General features: G+C 54.3%; 22 protein-coding genes and 1 tRNA gene. 7 read left to right on the top strand and 16 right to left on the bottom strand.

The window, feature by feature from the left end:
* Positions 1-69: 69 nt before the first annotated feature.
* From EVJ32_RS00305 to clpP, 3 genes are all read left to right on the top strand, one after another.
* Positions 70-142 (top strand) — tRNA-Arg (locus EVJ32_RS00305).
* Between the two features lie 129 nt (positions 143-271).
* Positions 272-2,167: a 3'-5' exonuclease gene (locus EVJ32_RS00300; protein WP_131455843.1), complete on the top strand. Its 1,896-nt coding sequence runs from the start codon at positions 272-274 to the stop codon at positions 2,165-2,167.
* Between the two features lie 86 nt (positions 2,168-2,253).
* Complete coding sequence (clpP, locus tag EVJ32_RS00295; RefSeq protein ID WP_255417547.1) at positions 2,254-2,868, top strand: ATP-dependent Clp endopeptidase proteolytic subunit ClpP; 615 nt, start codon at positions 2,254-2,256, stop codon at positions 2,866-2,868.
* A 38-nt stretch (positions 2,869-2,906) separates the two neighbouring features.
* On the opposite strand, the gene EVJ32_RS00290 is transcribed toward clpP, so the two are convergent.
* The 12 genes from EVJ32_RS00290 to hprK all read right to left on the bottom strand — a co-directional run bounded on the left by EVJ32_RS00290 (position 2,907) and on the right by hprK (position 12,995).
* Complete coding sequence (locus EVJ32_RS00290) at positions 2,907-3,347, bottom strand: hypothetical protein (RefSeq protein ID WP_131455839.1); 441 nt, start codon at positions 3,345-3,347, stop codon at positions 2,907-2,909.
* 61 nt (positions 3,348-3,408) lie between these two features.
* A complete protein-coding gene (locus EVJ32_RS00285; RefSeq protein ID WP_236634017.1) occupies positions 3,409-3,933 on the bottom strand; it encodes a DUF2179 domain-containing protein in 525 nt (174 codons plus the stop codon).
* A gap of 93 nt (positions 3,934-4,026) precedes the next feature.
* Positions 4,027-4,263 (bottom strand): hypothetical protein, encoded by a 237-nt coding sequence (locus EVJ32_RS00280; RefSeq protein ID WP_016508644.1) that lies wholly within the window; start codon positions 4,261-4,263, stop codon positions 4,027-4,029.
* Between the two features lie 86 nt (positions 4,264-4,349).
* Positions 4,350-5,303, bottom strand: coding sequence for a DNA-binding protein WhiA (gene whiA, locus EVJ32_RS00275; RefSeq protein ID WP_131455835.1), 954 nt, complete (start codon positions 5,301-5,303; stop codon positions 4,350-4,352).
* 25 nt (positions 5,304-5,328) lie between these two features.
* Positions 5,329-6,324: a gluconeogenesis factor YvcK family protein gene (locus EVJ32_RS00270; protein ID WP_131455833.1), complete on the bottom strand. Its 996-nt coding sequence runs from the start codon at positions 6,322-6,324 to the stop codon at positions 5,329-5,331.
* 1 nt (position 6,325) lies between these two features.
* The gene (gene rapZ, locus EVJ32_RS00265) at positions 6,326-7,198 is read right to left on the bottom strand and encodes an RNase adapter RapZ (RefSeq protein ID WP_131455831.1); all 873 of its coding nucleotides are present in this window, start codon (positions 7,196-7,198) and stop codon (positions 6,326-6,328) included.
* Between the two features lie 124 nt (positions 7,199-7,322).
* The gene (gene trxB / locus EVJ32_RS00260; protein WP_070328693.1) at positions 7,323-8,276 is read right to left on the bottom strand and encodes a thioredoxin-disulfide reductase; all 954 of its coding nucleotides are present in this window, start codon (positions 8,274-8,276) and stop codon (positions 7,323-7,325) included.
* Positions 8,277-8,344: 68 nt separating this feature from the next.
* A complete protein-coding gene (locus tag EVJ32_RS00255; RefSeq protein ID WP_236639457.1) occupies positions 8,345-9,817 on the bottom strand; it encodes a tetratricopeptide repeat protein in 1,473 nt (490 codons plus the stop codon).
* Between the two features lie 296 nt (positions 9,818-10,113).
* The gene (locus tag EVJ32_RS00250) at positions 10,114-10,596 is read right to left on the bottom strand and encodes an acyltransferase (RefSeq protein ID WP_131455829.1); all 483 of its coding nucleotides are present in this window, start codon (positions 10,594-10,596) and stop codon (positions 10,114-10,116) included.
* On the bottom strand, positions 10,589-11,239 hold the full coding sequence (ppaX, locus tag EVJ32_RS00245; protein ID WP_131455827.1) for a pyrophosphatase PpaX: 651 nt from the start codon (positions 11,237-11,239) through the stop codon (positions 10,589-10,591). The genes EVJ32_RS00250 and ppaX overlap by 8 nt, the downstream gene beginning before the upstream one ends.
* Positions 11,239-12,060: a prolipoprotein diacylglyceryl transferase gene (gene lgt / locus EVJ32_RS00240; RefSeq protein ID WP_131455825.1), complete on the bottom strand. Its 822-nt coding sequence runs from the start codon at positions 12,058-12,060 to the stop codon at positions 11,239-11,241. The genes ppaX and lgt overlap by 1 nt, the downstream gene beginning before the upstream one ends.
* A complete protein-coding gene (gene hprK / locus EVJ32_RS00235; RefSeq protein ID WP_131455823.1) occupies positions 12,057-12,995 on the bottom strand; it encodes an HPr(Ser) kinase/phosphatase in 939 nt (312 codons plus the stop codon). Before hprK ends, lgt begins: the two co-directional genes overlap by 4 nt.
* Positions 12,996-13,149: 154 nt before the next feature.
* Here hprK and EVJ32_RS00230 point away from each other — a divergent pair, with 154 nt between their 5' ends.
* Positions 13,150-13,506 (top strand): hypothetical protein, encoded by a 357-nt coding sequence (locus EVJ32_RS00230; RefSeq protein WP_131455821.1) that lies wholly within the window; start codon positions 13,150-13,152, stop codon positions 13,504-13,506.
* 93 nt (positions 13,507-13,599) lie between these two features.
* On the opposite strand, the gene EVJ32_RS00225 is transcribed toward EVJ32_RS00230, so the two are convergent.
* From EVJ32_RS00225 to uvrB, 3 genes are all read right to left on the bottom strand, one after another.
* Positions 13,600-14,778: a DUF4097 family beta strand repeat-containing protein gene (locus EVJ32_RS00225; RefSeq protein WP_131455819.1), complete on the bottom strand. Its 1,179-nt coding sequence runs from the start codon at positions 14,776-14,778 to the stop codon at positions 13,600-13,602.
* Positions 14,779-14,842: 64 nt separating this feature from the next.
* Positions 14,843-17,716, bottom strand: a complete 2,874-nt coding sequence (uvrA, locus tag EVJ32_RS00220; RefSeq protein WP_131455817.1) for an excinuclease ABC subunit UvrA — start codon at positions 17,714-17,716, stop codon at positions 14,843-14,845.
* Positions 17,717-19,693: an excinuclease ABC subunit UvrB gene (gene uvrB, locus EVJ32_RS00215; RefSeq protein ID WP_304984902.1), complete on the bottom strand. Its 1,977-nt coding sequence runs from the start codon at positions 19,691-19,693 to the stop codon at positions 17,717-17,719.
* A gap of 143 nt (positions 19,694-19,836) precedes the next feature.
* Between uvrB and EVJ32_RS00210 the strand changes: the two genes are divergently transcribed.
* From EVJ32_RS00210 to glpK, 3 genes are all read left to right on the top strand, one after another.
* Entirely contained in the window at positions 19,837-20,664 is an 828-nt protein-coding gene (locus EVJ32_RS00210) for a sulfite exporter TauE/SafE family protein (protein ID WP_131455815.1), read from the top strand.
* A gap of 128 nt (positions 20,665-20,792) precedes the next feature.
* Positions 20,793-21,500 carry an MIP/aquaporin family protein gene (locus EVJ32_RS00205; RefSeq protein WP_131455813.1) on the top strand — a complete coding sequence of 236 codons (708 nt, stop codon included), beginning with the start codon at positions 20,793-20,795 and terminating at the stop codon, positions 21,498-21,500.
* Between the two features lie 30 nt (positions 21,501-21,530).
* Entirely contained in the window at positions 21,531-23,048 is a 1,518-nt protein-coding gene (glpK, locus tag EVJ32_RS00200) for a glycerol kinase GlpK (protein WP_131455811.1), read from the top strand.
* 37 nt (positions 23,049-23,085) lie between these two features.
* Here glpK and EVJ32_RS00195 read toward each other — a convergent pair whose 3' ends face one another.
* Positions 23,086-24,222: a PDZ domain-containing protein gene (locus EVJ32_RS00195; RefSeq protein WP_131455809.1), complete on the bottom strand. Its 1,137-nt coding sequence runs from the start codon at positions 24,220-24,222 to the stop codon at positions 23,086-23,088.
* Positions 24,223-24,237 lie beyond the last annotated feature (15 nt).

Genomic DNA, 24,237 nt, shown 5'->3' with positions numbered 1-24,237 from the left:
AAAAAAGACATAACAACAGGATTGCTTTTTCAAAAAAACAATTGTATAATAAATCGTGTCAGAGAACATGCACCCGTAGCTCAGGGGATAGAGCACTGGTTTCCGGTGCCAGGTGTCGGGAGTTCAAATCTCTCCGGGTGTATCTACTTATTAAGACGAAGGCAAATTGCCTTCGTCTTTTTTTGTTTTATTACCAATAAAAATCCATCGTATATCATTAATTACTATATGTAGTATATTTAAAGAAATAAATGTGATTGAGGTGTACATGATGGCTTTATCTGTTCCTGAAACAATTCGTACTTCTGCAACGTCAGGAGAGCGCTTAGTGTTTCGTACGTTAAAGCACTATCTTCCTGATGACTATATTGTCTATTTCGAGCCTAGCATTCTTGGCCGACGACCTGACTTCGTAATCATTGGACCGGACTTAGGGCTATTAGTGCTAGAAGTGAAAGACTACACTCGTAATACATTATTTCAATTAACAAACGATGAATGGATCATCACACCTACAGACGGCAAACAGCAAAAAATAAAAAGTCCTTTCGTTCAAGCACGAGAAAATATGTTTCATATCGTTGATGTTCTTAAACGTGATCAAAATTTGATACAAGCAGAAGGGAAATACACATCATCTTTAAAATTCCCTTACGGTTCTGGGGTAGTGTTCACCAGGCTAAATCAAGATGAATGTATACGTCATGGACTTTATAATGTCATTGACCCTTCATTCTCTTTTACACGTGACGAAATAAATCCTGATGACGATGATTTTTCAGAGACTGTGCTGATCGAAAAAATATTAAATATGTTTACCGTCCCCTATCGACTGCGGACCCCTCTCACCCATGATGATATTGACGCTATTCGATATCACTTGTTCCCCGAAGTAAGAATTAGTGCCGAGTTCAAAAAAACCGCACAATATCAAGACCAGTTGCTACTTTCCCTTCACAATATTCGTGCCATGGATTTACATCAAGAAAACTTGGCGAAACAGTTGGGGGATCAAAATAGGCTAATTCGTGGTGTTGCCGGAAGTGGGAAGACGTTGATTCTGGCGAGTCGTGCTAAGTTACTATCGAGACAACATCCCGACTGGAACATCTTAATCCTTTGTTACAATATTTCACTTGCACGTTTCATTGAACAGATGGTCAATCAAATGATGCTCGAACCGGACGATCTATTCGACTTCGATCCTGAAAAAAGAAGAGATCACCATGTTCAAATACGTAACTTCCACGCATGGCTCAAACATGATTTAAAGTTTTCAGAGCAGTCGTTACCACACGTGATTGAAAAACTTCGAAAAAATGAAACGATTTTGCCAATGTACGACGCAATTTTGATTGATGAAGGTCAGGATTTCGAACCCGAATGGCTAGAGCTCGCGAGTGAGCTTCTTAATCCAGAAACAAAATCACTCCTCCTTGTCGAAGATCGCGCGCAATCCATTTACAAACGTAAACGAAGCTATGCACAAGACACAGGTCTGGATTTCCGAGGACGATCTAAAATATTAAGTATCAATTACCGCAATACGGCCCAAATCGTAAAGTTCGCTTGGGATTTTTACCAATCGCAATCAAAATTAAAAAATAAAGTAGTTTCTAAAGAATTAGACGGTGAAATAATCGCACCTCAGAGCACAAGACGACGTGGAGTAGAGCCTGCCATCGTTAAATGCGATAATTTTTTCATAGAAGCAGATATTGTTGCCCGTCAAATTAAAAAGTTACACGTTGAAAAACAAATCCCTTACTCGGAAATGATAATCTTATATCGAGTTCAGAAACTATCGACCATGTATTATGTGGATGTGCTGAGCAGGGCTTTAAATAAACAACAAATCGGGTATTACTGGATAACTGAAAACAGTGAATCTAAACGAAACTTCTCAAAAGATGATCAACTAGTAAAAATTAGCACGATCGATAGTAGTAAAGGGTTAGATTTTCAAGCCGTGTTCATTGTAAATGTTGACAATATGCCTTTCAAATATGAAAGTGATGTCGAACGAGAAGTGGCATTGCTTTACATCGGAATGACTCGCGCCAAAGAATTTTTATTTTTGTCTTACTCTGGGCAATCCGCTTTTACGCAATACCTCGAGTCTCTCAAAACTGAAGTGAAGTCTAGGTTACTGAGGAAAGATAGCTAAGTCATACTTAAAAGTTTTATTGCTGTTTAATCGTGGAATATAGGCTAGAAAGCTTAACCGTTTGACCAACATTGACTATAGCGGTTATGATAGGTTTACACGATACATACAAGGAGGCAAATTCAATGTTAATTCCAACAGTTATCGAACAAACAGGTCGCGGGGAACGCGCGTACGACATTTACTCACGCTTGCTTAAAGACCGGATCATCCTTCTCGGAAGCGCGATCGACGACAACGTCGCCAACTCGATCGTCGCCCAGCTTCTTTTCCTTGCAGCTGAGGACCCAGATAAGGACATCTCACTCTACATCAACAGCCCGGGTGGCTCGATCACTTCCGGAATGGCGATCTACGACACGATGAACTTCATCAAGCCGAACGTATCGACAATCTGTATCGGAATGGCCGCATCGATGGGTGCCTTCTTGCTCCAAGCCGGTGAAAAAGGTAAACGCTTCGCGCTTCCAAACGCGGAGATCATGATTCACCAACCGCTCGGCGGAACACAAGGTCAAGCGTCGGACATTAAAATCCACGCTGAACGGATCATCAAGATGCGTGAGAAGTTGAACCAAATCATGTCCGACAACACAGGACAGCCGCTTGAAGTCATCGAGCGCGACACAGAGCGCGACTACTTCATGTCAGCTGATGAGGCGAGCAACTACGGTCTCATCGATAAAGTCATGACACGTTAACACGTAAACCCATTCTCAGCGGAGAATGGGTTTTTTATTTACTCTTCGACCTTGACGCCGAACACGTAACGGCTGTCGCCTTGTGCCCAGTCCCCGCCCGTCTCAAACAAATAGACGCCCGGTTCATCGGGAACGACTTGCTCGGACGGGACGAGTTCCCCGTCGACAATCTGATTGAATGAAAAGTTCGACGGCTCGGCGTGGAACGTCACGTCGATCTCAGCACCCGGTTTGACCGGGACGAGCTGCAGGTCGTCCGCTCCCGGTAACCCATGGTCTTCACATACCCCTTGTCCCTGATCGGACCAACAGAACGTCGACTGTCTCACTTCGGCGGTCACTGAACCGACCCGGACCGTCGGCAGTGGCGGGCGCAGCGACGATTCTGCTTTCCAAAGGGATATCGCGAGCAATCCTCCCCCGACTACCAGTAACCCGATCACCCACACCCATCGCCCTTTTCGCTTCAACACGCTCATCTCCTTTCCCTGTCTATTCCCCACTCCACAAAAAAAAGACCCACTTTCGTGAGTCTTCCGTTCATTTCGGGCGTCGGAGCCCTTTCAACATATATCCACCTTTAAAATCGACCGGGTCGAACGCGACGAGAAACGCCTTCGGTTCATACTCCTCGACCATTTGGCGCAATTCTTTCATCCGCGTCCGAGCCGCCAAGACATCAAGACGATAACGCGTTCCATCACGGCCTTGACCTTGATAGTGCGTCACACCGTAACCGCTGTCGCGCATCTTTTGAATGAGCTCAGCCGGAAACTCTTGCGTGTGGACTTGGATCATGTTGTAGCCGATCGCAAGTTTCCGCTCGACGAAACCGCCGAGAAGAATACCGAGCCCGAACCCGACCGCATACACGATCATCCCGAGCGTCGTCAAATCTTGAAAGACGATACCGAGCGCGAAGATGTAGATGAGCGTCTCGAGCGTCCCGAACATGGCCGCAATCACCGTTTTCCCTTTGACGAGCATGATCGTCCGAAGCGTGAGCACCGGTACAAATAGTAATTGTAATAATAAAATGAGCAAGAGTTGGCTCGCTTGTCCCATAGGATCGACCTCCATTCCAATTCAGTAACTCCACTATTCCAAATTTCCGTGACGGATGCAACCAAAAAAGGCTGACCGCGGTCAGCCCTTTTCTCATTTACTTAAATTATCAACGCTCGTGAGCAGTTCATAGTCTTTACGGATGACTTGGTAAATCGCGTTCGTATCGCCTGACAACATCTCTTCAGCACGCAACTGGTTGAGGAAGAGGCTTGTCGCGAATGTCACGAGCGCACTTTTCGGAATCCCGATTTCTTTGGCCCGGTCCGTGATGACCCGGTCTAGCTCAGCGTCAATCGTGAGCGAGAGTCTTTTCTTTGCATTCGACATAATGTTGAAGCTCCTTTAGTTTACATTTCAAATTCCTATACACAATTGCTAATTATATAGGAAGAATGCTTTTGGCGCAACCGGTGTCAAGATGACCCGATTTCTTCGCCGCTGCGAACTTTCTCCGCAATCTGATCGATTTTGCGAAGCCGGTGGTTGATGCCCGACTTTGAGATCGGTCCCGTCTCGAGCATTTCCCCGAGTTCTTGGAGCGACACGTCTTGATGGGTGACCCGAAGCTCGGCGATCTCGCGGAGCTTGACCGGTAAAATTTCAAGCCCGACCGTCCGTTCGAGATACTTGATATTCTCGACTTGCCGGAGCGCCGCCCCGACCGTCTTGTTCAAGTTTGCCGTCTCACAGTTGACGAGCCGGTTGACCGAGTTGCGCATGTCTTTGATGATGCGGGCGTCCTCGAAATCGAGCATGCCGCGCGTCGCCCCGATCAGTTTAAGGAAGTCGGAGATCTTCTCGCTCTCTTTGATGTAGAGGATATGCCCTTTTTTTCGCTCGAGCGTCTTCGCGTTCAAGCCGAAACGGTTGGCGAGGTCACGGAGCGCCTGGTTATGGTTCTCATACAGACTGTACACCTCTAGATGGTAAGACGACGTCTTCGGATGGTTGATCGATCCCCCGGCGAGGAACGCACCACGCAAGTAAGCGCGGGCCAGGTTCTGGTTGCGCGTCATATCCGAGTTGAGTGTCCGGATCATCTCATAGTTCTCCCCGAGGATCTCGAGGTCACGGAGCATCGTCTCGGCGCGTTGCGAGACACGGACGATGTAGACATTGTTCTTCTTCAACCGCATTTTCTTCCGGACGAACAGATCCAAGTGATGGTCGTACAGACGTTTCATGAGGGAGTAGATGCGGCGCGCGATCGCGGCGTTCTCGGTCGAGACGTCAAGCGTCATCCCCCGTCCTAAAGCGAGCGAGATGACACCGTTCATGCGGACGAGCGCGGACAATTCCGCTTTCGCCTCGGCATCGGTGACGTCGAGTTGCGTCAGTTCTTTTTTCACTTCTGAGGCAAAGCTCATCTCGGTCCCCTCCTTTCCATTCCTGCTATTTCAGTTCAAGCTCCTGGTACGAGCGTGGTTTCTTGATCCGCAGCACGCGTTGCATGACGAGTCCGGCAATCGCGTCCGAATCGTGACGGATATAGTCCCGGTTATAGTCGACGATGTCCCCGGCGAGCACGTTCGTGCCATAGTTGCGGAGCTTCTTCCGATCGAACCGGACTTCTTCCGATCCGTCTTCGAGGTAGCGCTCTAAATAAATATCTTCAATCGGTTCGTTGTTGACGACGATCGTATCGACCGTCGACTTCCCGAGGTACGCCTCGACCGACTTCAAATGCCGCATCGCGTCGTAACCTTGCGTCTCACCCGGCTGCGTCATGACGTTACAAATATAGACGATCGGGACGCCGGCCCGGACGATGGCATCGCGCACTTCCGGGATCAACAAGTTCGGAATGATGCTCGTATACAGGCTTCCCGGACCAAGGACGATCACGTCCGCCTGTTCAATCGCCTCGACGACGCCCGGTGCTGCTTTAATGCCTTCTTCAAGCAAGAACAGGCGCTTGATCGCTTTTCCGACGAGCGGGATCTTTGATTCGCCTTTGACGATCGTCCCGTCCTCAAATTCAGCGGCGAGCGTCATGAGCGTCTCCGTGACGGGCAAGACCTTCCCTTGGGCGTTCAACAGCTGCGACAACACGTCGATCGCCTTGACGAACGACCCTTCACAAATATGTGTCGCCGCCGTCAACATCAAGTTGCCGAGTGAATGACCTTCGAGCCCGTAGCCGCTGTCGAACCGATACTGTAAGATGCGGTCCATGAGCGGCTCGACTTCCGATAACGCCAAGATGACGTTACGGATATCCCCGGGCGGTAGCATATGGAACTCGTCGCGGAGCCGTCCCGAGCTGCCACCGTCATCCCCGACCGTGACGATCGCCGTGATCGCGAGCGGATAATGCTTGAGACCACGGACGAGCGTCGATAGACCCGTCCCGCCACCGATGGCGACAACTTTTCTCTCGCGTCTCATCTTACTTCTCCTTCGTCGCGTGGACGAGGTCACGATGGACGGTCTTGACGTTGTAGCGCTCGGCGAAATGGGCCGATACTTTTTCAGCGAACGTGATCGAGCGGTGTTTCCCGCCCGTACAACCGAAAGCGACGACGACTTGCGCTTTCCCTTCCCGCTTGTATTGCGGCAACAGGAACTCGAGCATATCGATCACTTTTTTATAGAACGCCCGCGCCTCAGGATGCGACATGACGTAGGTCTGGACTGCTTCCGTCTGACCGGTGAGCGGCCTTAGCTCCGGGATGTAGAACGGGTTCGTGATGAAGCGGACGTCGAACAATAAATCGATGTCGAGCGGTACGCCGTGCTTAAAGCCGAACGACATGAAGTTGACGGTGAATGGGATCCGCTCCTCGTTGAACTGGAGCAAGATCCGGTCTTTGAGCATTTGTGGCTTCAAGTCGCTCGTATCGTAGAGCGTGTGGGCCCGGTCACGGAACCCTTCGAGCAGCGAACGCTCCATCTTGATGCCGACGAGCGGTGCGTCTTCCGGGGCGAGCGGATGCGACCGGCGCGTCTCTTTATAACGACGGACGAGCACTTCGTCCCGTGTGTCGAGATAGAGCAGATGCGGGTGCACGTTCTTTTGTTCGAGATCATCGATGACGATGAACAGGCTATCGATGAAGTCCGGCGTACGCGTGTCGATCGCGACCGCGATCTTCGGACGGACCGAACTGATGACATCGATCAGTTGCGGCAACAGTACCGGTGGCAAGTTATCGACGCAAAAATAGCCGAGGTCCTCAAAGCTATTCATCGCGACCGATTTCCCGGCCCCGCTCATCCCGCTGATGATGATCAATTCTTCTAATCCTTTAAAGTCTTCCATGTCGCTGACGCCCCCTTAAATTTGACAACCGAGCCGTGTGTTCGGCTCTCTTTTATCCTCAGTATAACGAACGCCCGAAAAAAAGAGAAGGGATTGCGGTTGCCCGCAATCCCTTCTGCCTTGGTCACGCGTTTTGTTCTTGTAATTTCTCGAGGAGACCCTCGATGAAATGTTGCGCGTTTTGAGCGGCGATCGACCCGTCGTTCGTCGCTGTGACGACTTGACGGAGCGTCTTGTCACGAACGTCTCCGGCGGCGAAAATCCCAGGGATCGTCGTCTCCATCGCTTCGTTCGTGACGATATAGCCTTGCTCGTTCAAGATGCCGAGGTCTTTGACGAATCCAGTGATCGGGTTCATGCCGATGTAGATGAACACGCCATCGATCTCATGCTCCGACTCCGTGCCGTCGATCGTGCTGACGAGACGGGCCCCGCCGACTTTCCCGTCTGCTTCCACGATCTCTTTCAACGTATGGTTCCAGATGAAGTCGACTTTCGGGTTGTCGAACGCACGTTTTTGCAGGATCTTCTGCGCCCGTAGCTCATCGCGACGGTGTACGATCGTCACTTTGTCCGCGAAGCGCGTCAAGAACACGCCTTCTTCGACAGCAGAGTCGCCGCCGCCGATGACGAACAAGTTTTTCCCTTTGAAGAACGCACCGTCACAGACCGCACAGTAGGATACACCGCGGCCGCCGAGCTCTTCTTCGCCCGGTACGCCGATTTTTTTATACTGCGCCCCTGAAGCAAGGATGATGGCGCGTGCCTTGTAGTCACGGTTATGGGCGTGGACGACTTTATATTCGGTTTCGTCCGAGATGCTTTGGACATCGCCATACGCGTATTCCGCACCGAACGCTTTCGAGTGGTCAAACATTTTTTGAGATAGGTCAGGACCGAGAATGCTGTCGTAACCTGGATAGTTTTCGATATCTTCCGTGTTCGCCATCTGCCCACCTGGGATGCCTCGTTCGATCATAAGTGTCGACAAATTGGCACGCGACGCGTAAAGTGCCGCCGTCATTCCGGCTGGACCGGCCCCGATGATAATGACGTCATAGATTTTTTCTTCTGTCATAGTGATTCCACCTCTGCATGAAATTGATTGACTTCAGTATAAGAAACCTAGGGAGGTATCGTCTATCTTTATGCTTGCTCGAGTGTCCGCTTGAACGTCCGGATCGTCCCGGTGAGCGTGTCGACCGAGACGCCGAACGTATCGGCGCACTCCTCGAGCAGGAGTGATTCGCGTTTCGCGTAAAACATCCAGACGAGCGCCGCGGCCGATGCCGTGACGTCTTCGAACGTTTCTCCCGCTAGTAGCAGTCGCGCGAAGCGCTCATAGAAATCGCCGTCGAGACTCATCTGTTCTACTTCCGTCACTTCTGTTTCGGCGAGGACGAGCGCAGCGTATCCTCGTTCGATCTGGGCGTCGCCCATGAACGGAGAACCGCAAATTTCAGCGCGACACTTTTCGGCGAACGAGATCACCGTCTCGTTGTCGGTCAATCCGTTCGTCAAGGCGAGCGCCTCGAACGCTTCGTCATCGGCGAGCTTTGAGATGATCCGAATGATCTCGATACGGGCCGTGTCTTCCTCTTGGCGCAAACCTTGGACGAGCGCCGAGCGGAACTCGAGGTTGTCGCGGATGTCGAACGGATTTTTCTCTTCAAACTGTTTCAACTCGTCACTGTTCAAATAGGTAGCCGCTTCTTCAGAACGTCCTGTCTTGTAGGCGGATACGCTGAGCCAATGCCCGAACAATGAGTCGCCACGGAAGCCGCGTTCTTTCAATAGACGCAGTTCTTCGTAGGCGTGGTCGTACTGGCCGACGAGAGCTAGCGTCGTAGCGAGCTTGTAGCGCAATTCAAATTGGATCGGACGGACACGTGTGAGTGGGACCGACAGTTGCAGCGCCGCTTCCGACTGTCCGGCCTCATGTAATAGAAGAATCGTGTTCAAGATCGCATGCAAGTTGCCCGGATTTTGGTCGAGGACGTACTCGAGCGTCTCGAACGCCGATTCGTCGTTGCCGAGGTAAAAGTGGACGATGGCCAAATTGTTGAACGCCGGCCAAAACGTCGGATATTGATCGATCAAGCGCTCAAGCGTCGACTTGGCGGCGAAGAGCCGACCTTTGTCGATGTGTTGCTGCGCCTCGGTGTGCCACGTGATCAACTCGTCCTCTTCTTCGTCCTCGAGCTCTTGTTCAAGCTCGATCAGTTCGAGAAGGGATTGGACCGATTCCGCGTAACGACCGTGCGCTTCCTGTTCAAGATAGCGGCTCGCATACGTGGCCGCTTCTTCGTACTGTGAGATATAGGCGCAGTTGCTCGCGAGGTGATAAAGTGCCTCTGTCGCCGTCTGGTCGAGTTCTAATACCCGTTTCCACACATCGTTGGCGTGGTAGACCTCCCCTACTTCGAATAACAGTTCAGCGTACTGTTTGTGGTAATCGACGCGATGGACTGCCGCAGCAGTTGCTTCAGCCATGAAAAAAGTCGCTTCATCTAGGCGACCTTCTCGTAACGCTCGACGACCTCTATAGTAGTGGAGCTCCGCAGCAAGCGGAGATTCTGGTTCGGGTAGCGTCATTAGTGCTTCATAGTTCGCTTCCATATTCTAAATCCTCCACATCGTCTCTAGTATCTTTTTTTAGTTGCAGGATTAAGAATACCGCACTCAATCCATGAGGGCAACCGAAAAAGTTTAAAAAAATCGGGACTACATTCCTTCTATAATGAATATATTTTACTAGGTCTGACAATTGTTTTTCGACAAAAATATACATTATGACCTAGCTCCCGTCACGACACAAAAAAACGGCATCACCTTCAAATAAAGTGATACCGCTCAAGTATTTTTCACACGAAGACCGATCAAACAACATGAAATGATTTCGCGCTAAATTGTGTCTATTTCGTGTCGACAGTGTGCAGTTTGGCGCCGACGACACGTTCACCGGGCAAGACGTCGCGATGCACGACGGCTCCGGCTCCGACGACCGCCTTGTCCCCGATTGTGATGCCCGGCAAGATTGTCACGTTCGCCCCGATCAAAACGTCGTCACCGATCCGGACGTCACCGATCCGATACTCGTCGACGAGATATTCGTGACAAAGGATCGTCGTGTTGAAGCCGATGACCGTGTTGCGTCCGATCGTGATCCGCTCCGGGAACATGACGTCCGGCGTCACCATGAGGGCGAGGGCGCTATACTCCCCGATCTTCATCCCGAGGAAGTTCCGGTACAGCCAACGCTTCGCCTTGACGGACGGGAAGTAACGACCGACGAGGACGACCGTCGTATTTTTGAAGACTCGCAAGAAGCGGATCGTCCGATACATCTGCCAGAGCGGATTGGGCCCGTCCAGATGATACCGTTCCGTCTTACGCATGGACCGTGACCTCGTCGAGCCACGTCTCGAAGTGCTCCATCGACTCGATGATGACGTCAGGCTCGAGCGTCTCTAAGAACGCCCGGCCCTTCAAGGCCCAACCGACGGCGACCGTCTTCGTGCCGGCGTTTTTGCCGCTGAAGATGTCCGTATCGTTGTCCCCGACCATGACGGCCCGTTCCGGTGCCGAACCGAGCGCGCGCAGCGCCTGTTCGACCGGCTCGGCGTGCGGTTTCTCGTTTTCGACGTCGTCAGCCGTGACGACGACGCCAAACAAGTGGTCGATGTTGAACAGGCGAAGTCCGTGTTCGACGACCGGCCGGCCTTTCGATGTGACGATGCCCATCTTATAGCCTTTTGTGTGCAGACGATGCAGTCCTTCGATCACGCCAGGATATTCGGCGACGAGCGCGTCGTGCATGGCGATGTTGAAGCTGCGATAGAATGCCTGCATCTCTTTCCATTCCGGTTCATTGAGCGCTTTGAACGACTTCTCGAGCGTCGGCCCGATGAACGGGAAGATATCTTCGTCCCGATACGTCTCGTTCGGGAAGTAATACCCGAGCGTATGCCGAAAACTCGCAAGGATGAGCGGGTTCGTATCGAGCAACGTGCCGTCTAAATCAAATAAAATCGTATCCATCAATCAAACAGTCCTTTCTCAGAAGGGTCATCGTACCGCTTCGCTTTCCGGCGCAACACCATCATCACGATCCCGAACACGATCATCGCGATCGAGACGAGCTGTGCCGTCCGCAGATCACCGGCCATGAGGCTGTCCGTACGGAGTCCCTCGATGTAGAAGCGACCGATCGAGTACCAGACGAGGTACGACAAGAAGATGTAGCCGCGCGGCGGATTGCCGACCATGCGCCAAACGACGAGCAAGATGACGCCGATGATGTTCCAGACGCTCTCGAACAAGAACGTCGGCAAGTAGTACGCCCCGTCGATATACATCTGGTTGACGATCCAGTCCGGTAACAACAATGTCTCTTTCAAAAACCGGCTCGTCGTCTCAGACCCGTGCGCCTCTTGGTTCATGAAGTTGCCCCACCGGCCGATCGCTTGACCGAGCAAGAGCGATGGCGCGAGGATGTCGGTCACTTTCCAGAACGACATCGATTTACGCATCGAGTAGATGATGACGACGAGCAAGGCGCCGAAGATGGCCCCGTGAATCGCGATCCCGCCTTGGCGGATATCGATGATCTGTCCGAGGTTTTGGCTGTAGTAATCCCATTGGAACACGACATAGTAAATCCGGGCGAAGACGATACTGATCGGAATCGCCCAGATGATGACGTCGACGACCCGCTCCGAATCATAATTGAGTCGCTTCGCCTCGAACAAGGCGAGGACGAGACCGAGCATCGCTCCGAAGGCGATGATCATGCCGTACCAATAGATCGGGAGCGACCCGATCTCGAACGCTACGCGGTCAAACGTCGGCTCCACCATCATTCCATGTCCCCTTCGTTATCGTGGATCGCGTTGGCAAGTCGTTCGGCGAACTCTTCCGCCGTGTTGATGCCCATGTTTTGCAGGCGATAGTTCATCGCCGCGACTTCGACGATGACGGCCAAGTTACGTCCCGGACGGACCGGGATCGTGAGTAGCGGCACTTCACTGTCGATGATCTTCATCGTGTTATGGTCGAGCCCGACGCGGTCATACACTTTGCCCGCGTCCCAGTTCTCGAGGTTGATGATCAAGCTGATCTTTTTATGCGAACGGACGGCGCCCGCTCCGAACAGCGTCATCACGTCGATGATGCCGATCCCGCGAATCTCGAGCAAGTGGCGGATCAGTTTTGGTGCCGACCCGACGAGCAGCTGGTCGCCCGTCTGCCGAATCTCGACCGAGTCGTCGGCGACGAGACGGTGGCCCCGCTTGACGAGCTCGAGCGCGGTCTCGGATTTACCGACGCCGCTCTGTCCTTTGATGAGGACGCCGACACCGTAAATGTCGACGAGGACGCCGTGCATCGCCGTCATCGGTGCGAGTTCCATCTCGAGGAAGTTCGTGATCTGTGACTCGATCGACGTCGTCACCGCGTTCGTGCGCATGAGCGGAACGGTTGCCGCCTCGGCCTCTTCCTCGATCTCGATCGGGATGTCGAATCCGCGCGTGATGAGAATGCCCGGTGTCGACTCCGTGCAAAGAATTTTGGCACGCTCGCGCCGGCTTTCTTCAGACAGGCTCGCGTAAAACGTGAGCTCCGTCTTGCCGAGCACTTGGAGACGATTCTTCGCATAGTGCGTATAGTAGCCGGCGAGGACGAGTCCTGGTCGACTGAGGTCCGGTGTGGCGACAGGACGGTGAAGCCCTTCTTCCCCGGAAATGACTTGAAGCTTGAAGCGCTCAACGAGTTGAGCCGTGCGTACGATATTTTGCATAAGTATCTGCCCCTTTCACGCTCATTATTGTATCATAGCTCCTCATGAGAAGCGTTAATGAAAACTGAGCCAAAACTTGTCAATTCAAAAGGAATGAAACTAATTTGTGGCAATTGCGTAGAACGGGTATAGATGATTAAGGAGGTGAAACAAAATGGACGCACTCTTTTGGATTGCCATCGTCTTTATTTTTATCGTCGGGATCGCGGCGCTCGTCTATTTGATCAAGTCGCTCATCGACATGTGGCGCGAATATGCGACGACGAAGAACGAGACGGTGCTCCTGTTGTTCATCCTGAACATCGTCGGTGTCTTCTTGTCCGGCTCTCTACTTTCAATGATCGTCGCCATCATCTTCTACTGGAACCGCTCGAAGACGATGCGGAATTTGGGCATCTTCTTACTGATTGCCGGTCCGATCCTCGTCATCCTGCTCGTCATCGGTTCGTTCACGTTATATGACGCCCCGATGATGGAATGGGAACAGTTCGAGAACGAAATGAATTTATGACGTGACAAAGCCCGGAGGCAACTGCCTTCGGGCTTCTTATGATTCACGCTGTACAAAAAGAACCCCGAAGGCGCTCGCCTTCGGGGTTGATCGTCATTGCTGATGGAACGGGTTGTTCAAGTCGGCCGGATTGACCGGGTCGACCGGATCATTCGGTTCCGTCGGTTCGTGCTTGTCTTCTTCGAGGAACGTCGACGGCGTGTGGAGTGAACCGTGCTCGAGGTCGATCGTACCAGTACGCGTACCGGCCTCGACTTCGATGCGCGGCGTCTGACCACGGCCTGATAAGAACTCGAGACGACGCTGGGCGACATCTTTACGATCGCGGACGATCTCGAGGTCGTCTAAGTCGCAGTGGAGCCCACCGAAGTTCGTCTCGAGATCACCTTCGACTTCGACGCCGTGAGGCAAGACGAGTCGGATGTTCCCGGCGAGCGAAGCGATTTCGAACTTGGCCGGACGCGCCGTCGCGAGTTCGGCGCGGATGTTGCCGTTGCCGGTCTTGAGCGAGGCCTTGTCATACTTCCCGTTCACGATGACAGAACCGTTACCGGTCCGGACGTGGACGAGCTCAGACTCGGTCGCTTCGACCTCGACCGTACCATTGCCCGTGTTGACGAGGATCTCTGAAGCGTGCACCTCGTGAAGCACGACGCGGCCGTTCGCCGTCTGGACGCGGAAGCTCTCGACGTCGATCCCGTCGGCACGGACTTCACCGTTCAACGTTTGGACGTTCAAGTGGTCGAAATGATGATGCGGGACGTACAGTTCAACGTGGGCCCGGACGAGCTTGTCACGAAGTGAGATGACGAGACGGTCGCCGATGACCGAATGTTTGACGGCCGACTGGAGCTGTTCGAGCGCCTTGTCCGCGTCTTGCTGCCGGAGCGGACGACCGGTGACGATCAGTTCACACTCGTCATGGTCCGACGAGACGATTGTCGCCGAGGCGTTGAACAAGTCGAGTAGGATGTCTTTCCCGGTGAACGGGAACGATTTCGAGTACGTCACTTCCGGCCCGAAGTTCGAGCTGAACGAGAAGTCGCTGTCGCGAAGTTTCGTCACGAGTCCATCGACCGCTGACGTCAGTTTCGTCGTGAGCGACTCGACCGAGTAGGCATCGACCTTCTCCGTCTCTTGATGTTCTTCAAGCGCTTGCATACGCTCCGGCTCCAACTTCTCGAGCCGCTCGAGTTGGGTCATCCCTTCCTCGATCGTCAGTTTGCCATCTTTCACTTGCTGGAGAATCAGTTCACGCATTTCTTGTTTCACGTTCGTTTCCCCCTTCGATTTGGTTACACGTCAATCATGTTCCCGTTTCTAAACATTTCTATACTTATTTCTTTTTTCCTGCTTTCGGTTTGGCCCGGGCCGCATCGCGTTCGAGCACCGGTTTCAAATACTTGCCGGTGTACGACGCCGTGACTTCGGCGACTTCTTCCGGCGTCCCGGTCGCGACGATCGCGCCGCCGCCGTCCCCGCCTTCAGGTCCGAGGTCGATCAAGTAGTCGGCCGATTTGATGACGTCTAAGTTATGCTCGATGACGAGCACCGTGTCCCCGTTCTCGACGAGGCGCTGCAATACGTCCAACAACCGAGCGATATCGTCGACGTGAAGACCGGTCGTCGGCTCGTCCAAGATGTAGATCGTCTTGCCGGTCGAACGTTTGTGAAGCTCAGACGCGAGCTTGACGCGTTGCGCTTCCCCGCCCGACAGTTCGGTCGCCGGTTGTCCGAGCTTCATGTAGCCGAGGCCGACGTCATAGATCGTCTGGATCTTCCGCTTGATTTTCGGAATCTTGTCAAAGAAGTCGAGTCCTTCCTCGATCGTCATGTCGAGCACATCGGCGATCGTCTTGCCTTTATACTTCACTTCGAGCGTCTCCCGATTGTAGCGTTTGCCGTGACAGATCTCACACGGGACGTAAACGTCTGGAAGGAAGTGCATCTCGATTTTGATGATCCCGTCCCCGCGGCACGCCTCACAGCGCCCGCCTTTGACGTTGAAACTGAAGCGGCCTTTCTTGTAACCGCGCATCTTCGCCTCGTTCGTCGACGCGAACACGTCACGAATGTCATCGAACACACCCGTATACGTCGCCGGGTTCGACCGCGGCGTCCGTCCAATCGGCGACTGGTCGATATCGATGACTTTATCGATCTGGTCCAGCCCTTCGATCGTCTTATGCTTCCCTGGCTTCGCTTTGGCGCGGTTAATATGGTGCGCGAGCGACTTGTACAGGATCTCGTTGATGAGCGTCGACTTCCCGGAGCCGGAGACACCGGTGACGGCGATGAACATACCGAGCGGAATCGATACGTCGACCTCTTTCAAGTTGTTCTCTGCTGCTTTGACGATCCTGATGAAACGCTCGTCCGGCACTTTGCGCTCAGCCGGCAGCGGGATGAACCGTTTTCCCGACAAGTATTGCCCGGTGAGCGACTTTCGGTTCTTCATAATCTGCTTCGGTGTGCCGGCGGCGATGACTTCTCCACCGTGCTCTCCGGCGCCAGGTCCGATGTCGATCAAGTAGTCGGCTGCCATCATCGTGTCCTCGTCATGCTCGACGACGATGAGCGTATTGCCGATGTCGCGCATCTGTTTGAGCGTCGCAATCAAGCGGTCGTTATCACGCTGGTGCAGGCCGATCGACGGCTCGTCCAAGACGTACAAGACGCCGGTCAGCCGCGATCCGATCTGCGTGGCAAGACGGATCCGCTGCGCCTCCCCGCCTGATAACGTCCCGGCCGCCCGCGACAACGTCAAGTAGTCGAGACCGACGTTGTTCAGGAAGCTGAGCCGCTCTCTGATCTCTTGCAAGATGAGCCGGGCGATGGCGATATCTTTTTCGCTCAGTTCGTCCATGAGCGACTCGAACAAGGCGAGCGCATGCTCGACCGAGAGTGTCGTCACTTCCCCGATGTGGCGGTCGGTGATCTTGACGGCGAGCGTCTCTTCTTTCAACCGATAGCCGTCACACGTCGGGCAGGCGTGCGTCGCCATATACGTCTCCATCTGTTCCCGGATGTAATCCGACGTCGTCTCTTTATAGCGACGCTCGATGTTGCGGAGCACCCCTTCAAAAAAGATCGTGTTCGTCCGGACTTGTCCGAAGTCGTTCTCGTAGCGGAACAAGAACGATTCTTCTTCCGTCCCGTGCAAGACGAGGTCTTGGTCACATTTTGACAGCCGTTCGAACGGCACGTCCATGTCGATGTCGAAATGCTGACACATCGAGGCGAGCAGCTGCGGATAATATTGCGAGCTCGTCGGTTGCCATGCGACGACCGCGCCTTCTTTCAGCGTCTTCGACGGGTCCGGGATGACGAGCTCCGGGTCGACGTCGAGCTTCGTGCCGAGACCGTCACACGTCGGGCAGGCCCCGAACGGTGAGTTGAACGAGAACATGCGCGGCTCGAGCTCACCGATCGAGAAGCCACAGATCGGGCAAGCATGATGTTCGCTAAACAGCAGCTCGGTCCCGTCCATCTTGTCGATGATGGCGCGGCCGTCGGCGAGGCGGAGTGCCGTCTCGAGTGAATCGGCGAGGCGGCCTTCGACGTCAGCGCGGACGACGAGCCGGTCGACGACGACTTCGATCGAATGTTTCTTGTTCTTGTCGAGCTCGATATCATCGGTCAGTTCGACCGTCTCCCCGTTGACGCGGACACGGACGAACCCTTCTTTTTTGAGCGAGTCGAACACTTTGACGTGCGTGCCTTTCCGTCCCGACACGATCGGCGCCAAGATTTGCAGGCGCGTCTTCTCCGGGAGCTCCATCACTTGGTCGACCATCTGTGAGATCGTCTGGCTTGAGATCTCGATGCCGTGACGCGGACAGACCGGTTTCCCGATGCGGGCGAACAAGAGTCGTAAGTAGTCATAGATCTCCGTCACCGTCCCGACGGTCGAGCGCGGGTTACGGCTCGTCGTCTTCTGGTCGATCGAGATGGCCGGGCTCAACCCTTCGATCGTATCGACGTCCGGCTTGTCCATCTGTCCGAGGAACTGACGGGCGTATGCCGACAGGCTCTCGACGTAACGGCGCTGCCCTTCGGCGTAGATCGTATCGAATGCGAGCGATGACTTCCCTGATCCCGACAGACCCGTCAAGACGACGAGCTGGTCACGAGGGATATCGATATCAATGTTTTTTAAGTTGTTGACGCGCGCCCCTTTGATGACGATCGCATTTTTCTTTTCAGCCATTTAATTCCCTACCTTCAACTCCAAGATTAAGTCACGCAATTCGGCCGCCCGCTCGAACTGAAGGTCGCGGGCCGCTTGTTTCATTTCTTCTTCTAGTTTGCCGATTGCCGCCTCGCGCTCGTCTTGATTCATCGAGCTGAGCGACTCGAGCACGTCTTCTTCGGCAGCGACCGTCGCGCGAATGACGCCGCGCACTTCTTTACGGATCGTCTGCGGCGTGACGCCGTGCTCTTCATTGTATTCTTGCTGGATCGTGCGACGGCGGTCGGTCTCCCCGATCGCCCGTTTCATTGAATCGGTCATCTTGTCGGCGAACAGGATGACGTGGCCGTTCGAGTTACGGGCTGCCCGTCCGATCGTCTGGATGAGTGACCGGTCAGAACGGAGGAACCCTTCCTTATCGGCGTCGAGGATCGTGACGAGACTCACTTCCGGGATATCGAGACCTTCCCGCAGCAAGTTGATCCCGACGAGGACGTCGTATTTACCGAGCCGCAGGTCACGGATGATCTCGATCCGTTCGAGCGTCTTGATCTCGGAGTGCATATAGTTGACCTTGATGCCCGCTTCACGGAGATAGTCCGACAAGTCTTCGGCCATCTTCTTCGTGAGCGTCGTCACGAGGACGCGTTCGTCCTGTTTGATGCGATCGCGGATCTGGTCCATCAAGTAGTCGATCTGTCCTTTGATTGGGTGGATCTCGATCGTCGGGTCGAGTAGACCCGTCGGCCGGATGATCTGCTCGATCATGTTTGGTGTATGCTCGAGCTCATACGGGCCCGGTGTCGCCGAGATGAAGATCGCCTGACTCAACTTCTTCTCGAACTCATCGAACTTGAGCGGACGGTTGTCCTTGGCTGAAGGCAGACGGAAACCGTGGTCGACGAGCACTTGTTTACGTGCCTGGTCGCCGTTGTACATCCCGCGGACTTGCGGCAATGTCACGTGCGACTCGTCGGCGATGAGCAAGAAGTCTTTCGGGAAGTAATCGATGAGCGTGTACGGCGTCGCCCCTTCCTCCGTCAAGTTCAGATGGCGCGAATAGTTCTCGATGCCTGAACAGTAACCCATCTCGCGCATCATCTCGAGGTCGTAGTTCGTCCGCTGCTCGAGACGCTGTGCTTCAAGCAGTTTGCCTTCTTCGCGGAACTTCTCGAGTTGTTGCTCGAGCTCGGCCTCGATGTTGACGATCGCCTTTTGCAGCTTCTCGTCGCGGGTGACGAAGTGGGATGCAGGGAAGATCGAGACGTGTTCACGGTCGGCGATGATCTCGCCGGTGAGCGGGTTCATCTCGCGGATGCGGTCGATCTCGTCACCGAAGAATTCGACGCGCAAGCACTGCTCGTCGCGTGACGCCGGGAAGATCTCGACGACGTCGCCGCGGACACGGAAGCGCCCGCGCTGGAAATCGATGTCGTTCCGTTCATATTGGATGTCGATCAGTTTGCGGAGCATCTGGTCGCGCCCCATCTCTTTGCCGACGCGGAGACTTAAGACGAGACTGTTATATTCTTCCGGGTTACCGAGACCGTATATACATGACACGGATGCGACGATGATGACGTCGTCCCGCTCGAACAAGGACGACGTCGCCGAGTGACGGAGCTTGTCGATCTCGTCGTTGATCGAGGCGTCTTTCTCGATGAACGTGTCGGTCGACGGCACGTACGCCTCCGGTTGATAGTAGTCATAGTAGCTGACGAAATATTCGACGGCGTTGTTCGGGAAAAACTCTTTGAACTCGGAATAGAGCTGGCCGGCGAGCGTCTTGTTGTGAGCTAAGACGAGCGTCGGCTTCTTCACTTCCTGGATGACGTTCGATACGGTGAACGTCTTCCCGGTACCGGTCGCACCGAGCAGCGTCTGGTAACGGTCGCCGCGATTGACGCCTTCGATGAGCTGGCGGATCGCCTCCGGCTGGTCGCCGGCCGGACTATATTCCGAATGTAATTCGAACGGAACATTGATCTTGTCCATGTATATTCCTCGCTTTCTGTTCCTTGCATATTGACTTGATTATAGCACATACACGAACAAATATTCGCTTCTGAGACGCTTCCCAAACCGCTCCCCGATTCGCTATAGTGAGGAGGAATCTAAACAGAAATGGGTGGGTCGTCATGTGGTCACTTCTCTTCATCCCGCTCGGTGCGGTCGTCGGCGCCTTGTCCGGTTTCTTCGGCATCGGGGGCGGTGTCATCATCGTCCCGGTGCTCTTGTTCAACGGATACTCGGCGGCCGAGGCGGTCGCGACGTCACTTTTGTTCGTCGTCGGGACGAGCCTGGCCGGCGCGAAGAAGCACTCGTCGCTCGGCAACGTGTCGTGGTCGACCGGTCTCACGGTCGGTCTGACCGGCGCCGTCACTGCGCAGCTGTCGAGCCGGCTCGTACTCTCGATCTCCGGGACGTATGATTGGTTGCTGAATGTGTTCTATTTGCTTATCCTATCTTATTTTGCCGTTACGCTTCTAAAGAAAACATCGAAGCCGTCGAAACGGAAAAAATCCGGATTTGCCGCAAGTTTCTTCATCGGTGCGATCGCCGGACTCTTGTCGGCGCTCCTCGGCATCGGCGGCGGTTTTATCATCGTCCCGCTGCTCGTGAGCTGGCTCGGGTTTTCGACGCACCGTGCCGTCGGGACGAGTCTCGCCGCCGTCCTGTTCATCTCGCTCGGCGGGCTCAGCGGTTACTTGCCGTCGCTGTCGCTCGATTACGTGGCCCCGCTCGCCTTGGTGACGGGTGCTTTCATCGGTGCCCCATTCGGCGCAGCGCTCACGAATCGTTATCGGGACCACGAGATTTCAAGACGGCTCGCTTGGCTCTACTTGGCTGTCATCACCTCGATCGTGCTCGACCTCGGGGCGACATGGTGGACACCGTTGTCTTATGCGAGCTTGAGTACCCTTGCTGTATTTCTCGTCGGCATCAGCATCGATTTTTCCAAATGATTTACCAGTCCGAACCACTTTTCTCGTTGAGAAGTGGTTTTTTCAATATCTTGGTTTCGAAGCGCTTTCATTTAGGGGATATAAAAAAGTGGTAAGTCAACTCTAATACGAAAGGAAGGGAGTATCACATGTCAGCATTTGTCAGCGAAATCATCGGTACGATGCTACTCGTCTTGCTCGGTAACGGTGTCGTCGCCGGCGTCGTGCTCCGCCACTCGAAAGCCGAGAACGGCGGCTGGATCGTCATCACGTTCGGTTGGGGTCTCGCCGTTATGGTCGGGGTGTACGCCGCAGGTATTTACGGAGGTGCGCACATCAACCCGGCCGTCACGATCGGACTCGCCACGAGCGGGGTATTTCCATGGGCCGATGTGCCACTGTATATCCTGGCCCAGCTCATCGGGGCGTTCATCGGGGCTTGCCTCGTCTACGCGCACTACAAACCGCACTACGACGCGACCGAAGACCAAAGCGCGAAACTTGCGACGTTCTCGACCATTCCAGCGATCCGGAACACACCGTTCAACTTGATCTCAGAGATCATCGGGACGTTCGTCCTCGTCTTCGCGTTACTGTCGTTCGGCGCCAACACGTTCGCCGACGGGTTGAATCCACTCGTCGTCGGTTTCTTGATCGTCTCGATCGGTCTCTCGCTCGGTGGAACGACCGGTTATGCGATCAACCCGGCCCGTGACCTCGGACCGCGGATCGCGCATGCGATACTCCCGATCAAAAACAAAGGGACGTCCGACTGGGGCTATTCATGGATTCCAGTCATCGGACCGATCATCGGCGCTGTCATCGCCGCGTTGCTCTATGGTATCCTCGTCCCATAATCACCCTAACTTCTAAGGAGGCACATTCATATGGACAAAGAAAAACGGTATATTTTAGCAATCGACCAAGGTACGACCAGTTCACGGGTCATCATCTTCGACCACGACGGCAAGATCGTCACGACCGCTCAACGCGAGTTCAAGCAGTACTTCCCGAAACCAGGCTGGGTCGAGCATAACGCCAACGAGATTTGGGGTTCGGTCCTCGCCGTCATGGCCGAGGCGTTCGGTTCGGCCGACATCGACCCGAAAGAGATCGCGGCCATCGGCATCACGAACCAACGGGAGACGACGGTCGTTTGGGAGAAGTCGACCGGCAGACCTGTCTACAACGCCGTCGTCTGGCAATCGCGTCAGACTGCCGGCATCTGTGACGAATTGAAAGCAGCGGGCCATGCGGACTTGTTCCGTGACAAAACCGGCCTCTTGATCGATGCTTACTTCTCGGGGACGAAAGTAAAATGGATCCTCGACAGCGTCGAAGGCGCCCGTGAGAAAGCGGAAGCGGGAGACTTGTTGTTCGGAACGATCGACACGTGGCTCATCTGGAAGCTCTCGGGCGGTCTCGCGCACGTCACCGACTACTCGAACGCGTCACGGACGCTCATGTACAACATCTACGAGCAGAAGTGGGACGATGAGTTGCTCGACATCCTCACCGTACCGAAGTCGATGCTGCCTGAAGTCAAGCCATCGAGTGAAGTATACGCCCACACGATCCCGTACCACTTCTTCGGGTTCGAAGTCCCGATCGCCGGCGCGGCCGGTGACCAGCAGGCCGCCTTGTTCGGCCAAGCCTGCTTCGAGTCAGGCGAAGGGAAGAACACATACGGAACGGGTTGCTTCATGCTTATGAACACGGGAGAAGAAGCCGTCAAGTCGGACCACGGTCTGTTGACGACGATCGCCTGGGGCTATAACGGAAAAGTCGAGTACGCGCTCGAAGGATCGATCTTTGTCGCCGGATCGGCCATCCAGTGGCTCCGTGACGGGATGCGTATGCTCAAGTCGGCGAAAGATACGGAACAGTATGCGAACCGTGTCGACACGACCGACGGGGTCTACGTCGTCCCGGCCTTCGTCGGACTCGGTGCCCCGTATTGGGACTCGGACGTCCGCGGCGCCATCTTCGGGCTCACCCGCGGTACGGAAAAAGAACACTTCGTCCGGGCGACGCTCGAATCGCTCGCCTATCAGACACGCGACGTCTTGACGGCGATGGAGCAAGATTCCGGCATCGCATTGAAGACGCTCCGCGTCGACGGTGGTGCGGTCAACAACGACTTCCTCATGCAGTTCCAAGCGGACATCTTGAACGTACCGGTCGAACGTCCGGAAGTGAGTGAGACGACGGCGCTCGGCGCCGCCTACCTCGCCGGACTCGCCGTCGGGTTCTGGAAAGACCAGAACGAGATCAAGCAGCAATGGAAACTCGACCATCAGTTCGAACCGAACATGGATGAAACGCATCGTGAAGAGCTCTACAAAGGCTGGCAACACGCCGTCGAAGCGACAATGGGCTTCAAACCATCAAAACTTGAAGTCTAAACACAAGCAAGGGAGCATCCGCGACGGATGCTCCCTTTTATAATTTCCGTAAGCGCAAGCGCGGGCTCATCGGTTCCCCGACGAACAAGATCCCGAGCTCGTGCGGGTCGGCCTCATACATCGCCCGTTGCACGAAGCGGATATCCCCGTTCAAGTTGAGCACTTCGAGCTTGATGTACGGCTTATGGAGTTGAAGCGCCTCATAAAAGCTGCTCCCTCCGGTGATGACCGTACCGTTCACTTTGTAGATCGACTCACCTGGAACGAGCTGCATCGTCTCCCCCGGCGAACCCGGAAGCGTATCGATGATGACCGCCCCGCGGTTCCCGTTCAGGAAGACCGGTGTCGTGCCGCGATTCTCGCGTTTGATGAGCTGCAAGGCGAACTCGTACAAGACGAACAGACCGATCAACACATAAGCGACGTACGGGACGTCGAGGACGTACGACCCGGCAAACAGGCCGAGCGCGACCACTGCGAGCAAACCGCGATACAGGCTCAAGCGGCCGAGCAGCGTTCCCGGCAGTGCCCCGGTCGATAGCAGGCTGACCCCGATCGGGATCGGCAAGATGACCGGCACCGAGAAGTCGAGCCCGAACGACGGCGGTAAAAAGACGATGAGCGGAAAGAACCAAATCCGCTTGACGACGTGTCCACCGATGAACTGGCCGCGCTTCGACAAGATGAGCGTCGGTGACGTCTCTTTGGTTCCGTTCCAACGAAGGAGGATCGCTTCGGCGAGCGTGACGATGCCGAACACGAGCGCATACACCGGCCACTCGACGTCGGCGAGCCGGTCGACCCAATCCGTGAGCCCCGCGAGCGAGACAACGTCACGCAGACTGATGACCACGAGCATGATCAGGAACGGAAACGCCGGACTCATGAAGCGCGGATGCATCGTCAAGACGATCAGGGCGTAGAGGACGGTGAACGTGATGACCCACTCGAAGTTGACCGTCGTCTCGAGCAAGACGGTCGCTACCGTTCCGAGGACCGCGAGCAACAGACTCGGCCACACAAAGTGGCGCCAATCTGACTTTGGCGAGCGTCGGCGCGACCGGAACATGCTTCGCTCTCGTTTAATGCGCGTCATAGATATGTAAGCGAGGGCGACGAACGTCGCCCAGAGCAGCGGACTACCTAACAAGGTCAACAAAGCGGTAAAACTCATTCGTAGAACGTCCAC

It is taken from the genome of Exiguobacterium sp. SH5S4, assembly GCF_004337045.1.
GTDB lineage: Bacteria > Bacillota > Bacilli > Exiguobacteriales > Exiguobacteriaceae > Exiguobacterium > Exiguobacterium aurantiacum_A.
The sequence above is the reverse complement of the archived record's forward strand: the minus strand, read 5'-3'. Positions and strand labels throughout refer to the sequence as shown.

Excerpts from the sequence above, each read along its gene's own strand:
- EVJ32_RS00210 (WP_131455815.1), top strand. The coding sequence starts at position 19,837 with ATGTGGTCACTTCTCTTCATCCCGCTCGGTGCGGTCGTCGGCGCCTTG.
- EVJ32_RS00300 (WP_131455843.1), top strand. The coding sequence starts at position 272 with ATGGCTTTATCTGTTCCTGAAACAATTCGTACTTCTGCAACGTCAGGA.
- rapZ (WP_131455831.1), bottom strand. The coding sequence starts at position 7,198 with ATGGAAGACTTTAAAGGATTAGAAGAATTGATCATCATCAGCGGGATG.
- ppaX (WP_131455827.1), bottom strand. The coding sequence starts at position 11,239 with ATGGATACGATTTTATTTGATTTAGACGGCACGTTGCTCGATACGAAC.
- EVJ32_RS00290 (WP_131455839.1), bottom strand. The coding sequence starts at position 3,347 with ATGAGCGTGTTGAAGCGAAAAGGGCGATGGGTGTGGGTGATCGGGTTA.
- EVJ32_RS00270 (WP_131455833.1), bottom strand. The coding sequence starts at position 6,324 with ATGAGACGCGAGAGAAAAGTTGTCGCCATCGGTGGCGGGACGGGTCTA.
- trxB (WP_070328693.1), bottom strand. The coding sequence starts at position 8,276 with ATGACAGAAGAAAAAATCTATGACGTCATTATCATCGGGGCCGGTCCA.
- EVJ32_RS00195 (WP_131455809.1), bottom strand. The coding sequence starts at position 24,222 with ATGAGTTTTACCGCTTTGTTGACCTTGTTAGGTAGTCCGCTGCTCTGG.
- glpK (WP_131455811.1), top strand. The coding sequence starts at position 21,531 with ATGGACAAAGAAAAACGGTATATTTTAGCAATCGACCAAGGTACGACC.
- EVJ32_RS00205 (WP_131455813.1), top strand. The coding sequence starts at position 20,793 with ATGTCAGCATTTGTCAGCGAAATCATCGGTACGATGCTACTCGTCTTG.
- EVJ32_RS00285 (WP_236634017.1), bottom strand. The coding sequence starts at position 3,933 with ATGGGACAAGCGAGCCAACTCTTGCTCATTTTATTATTACAATTACTA.
- hprK (WP_131455823.1), bottom strand. The coding sequence starts at position 12,995 with ATGCAAAATATCGTACGCACGGCTCAACTCGTTGAGCGCTTCAAGCTT.
- EVJ32_RS00255 (WP_236639457.1), bottom strand. The coding sequence starts at position 9,817 with ATGGAAGCGAACTATGAAGCACTAATGACGCTACCCGAACCAGAATCT.
- EVJ32_RS00250 (WP_131455829.1), bottom strand. The coding sequence starts at position 10,596 with ATGCGTAAGACGGAACGGTATCATCTGGACGGGCCCAATCCGCTCTGG.
- clpP (WP_255417547.1), top strand. The coding sequence starts at position 2,254 with ATGATAGGTTTACACGATACATACAAGGAGGCAAATTCAATGTTAATT.
- lgt (WP_131455825.1), bottom strand. The coding sequence starts at position 12,060 with ATGATGGTGGAGCCGACGTTTGACCGCGTAGCGTTCGAGATCGGGTCG.
- EVJ32_RS00280 (WP_016508644.1), bottom strand. The coding sequence starts at position 4,263 with ATGTCGAATGCAAAGAAAAGACTCTCGCTCACGATTGACGCTGAGCTA.
- uvrB (WP_304984902.1), bottom strand. The coding sequence starts at position 19,693 with ATGGACAAGATCAATGTTCCGTTCGAATTACATTCGGAATATAGTCCG.
- whiA (WP_131455835.1), bottom strand. The coding sequence starts at position 5,303 with ATGAGCTTTGCCTCAGAAGTGAAAAAAGAACTGACGCAACTCGACGTC.
- uvrA (WP_131455817.1), bottom strand. The coding sequence starts at position 17,716 with ATGGCTGAAAAGAAAAATGCGATCGTCATCAAAGGGGCGCGCGTCAAC.
- EVJ32_RS00230 (WP_131455821.1), top strand. The coding sequence starts at position 13,150 with ATGGACGCACTCTTTTGGATTGCCATCGTCTTTATTTTTATCGTCGGG.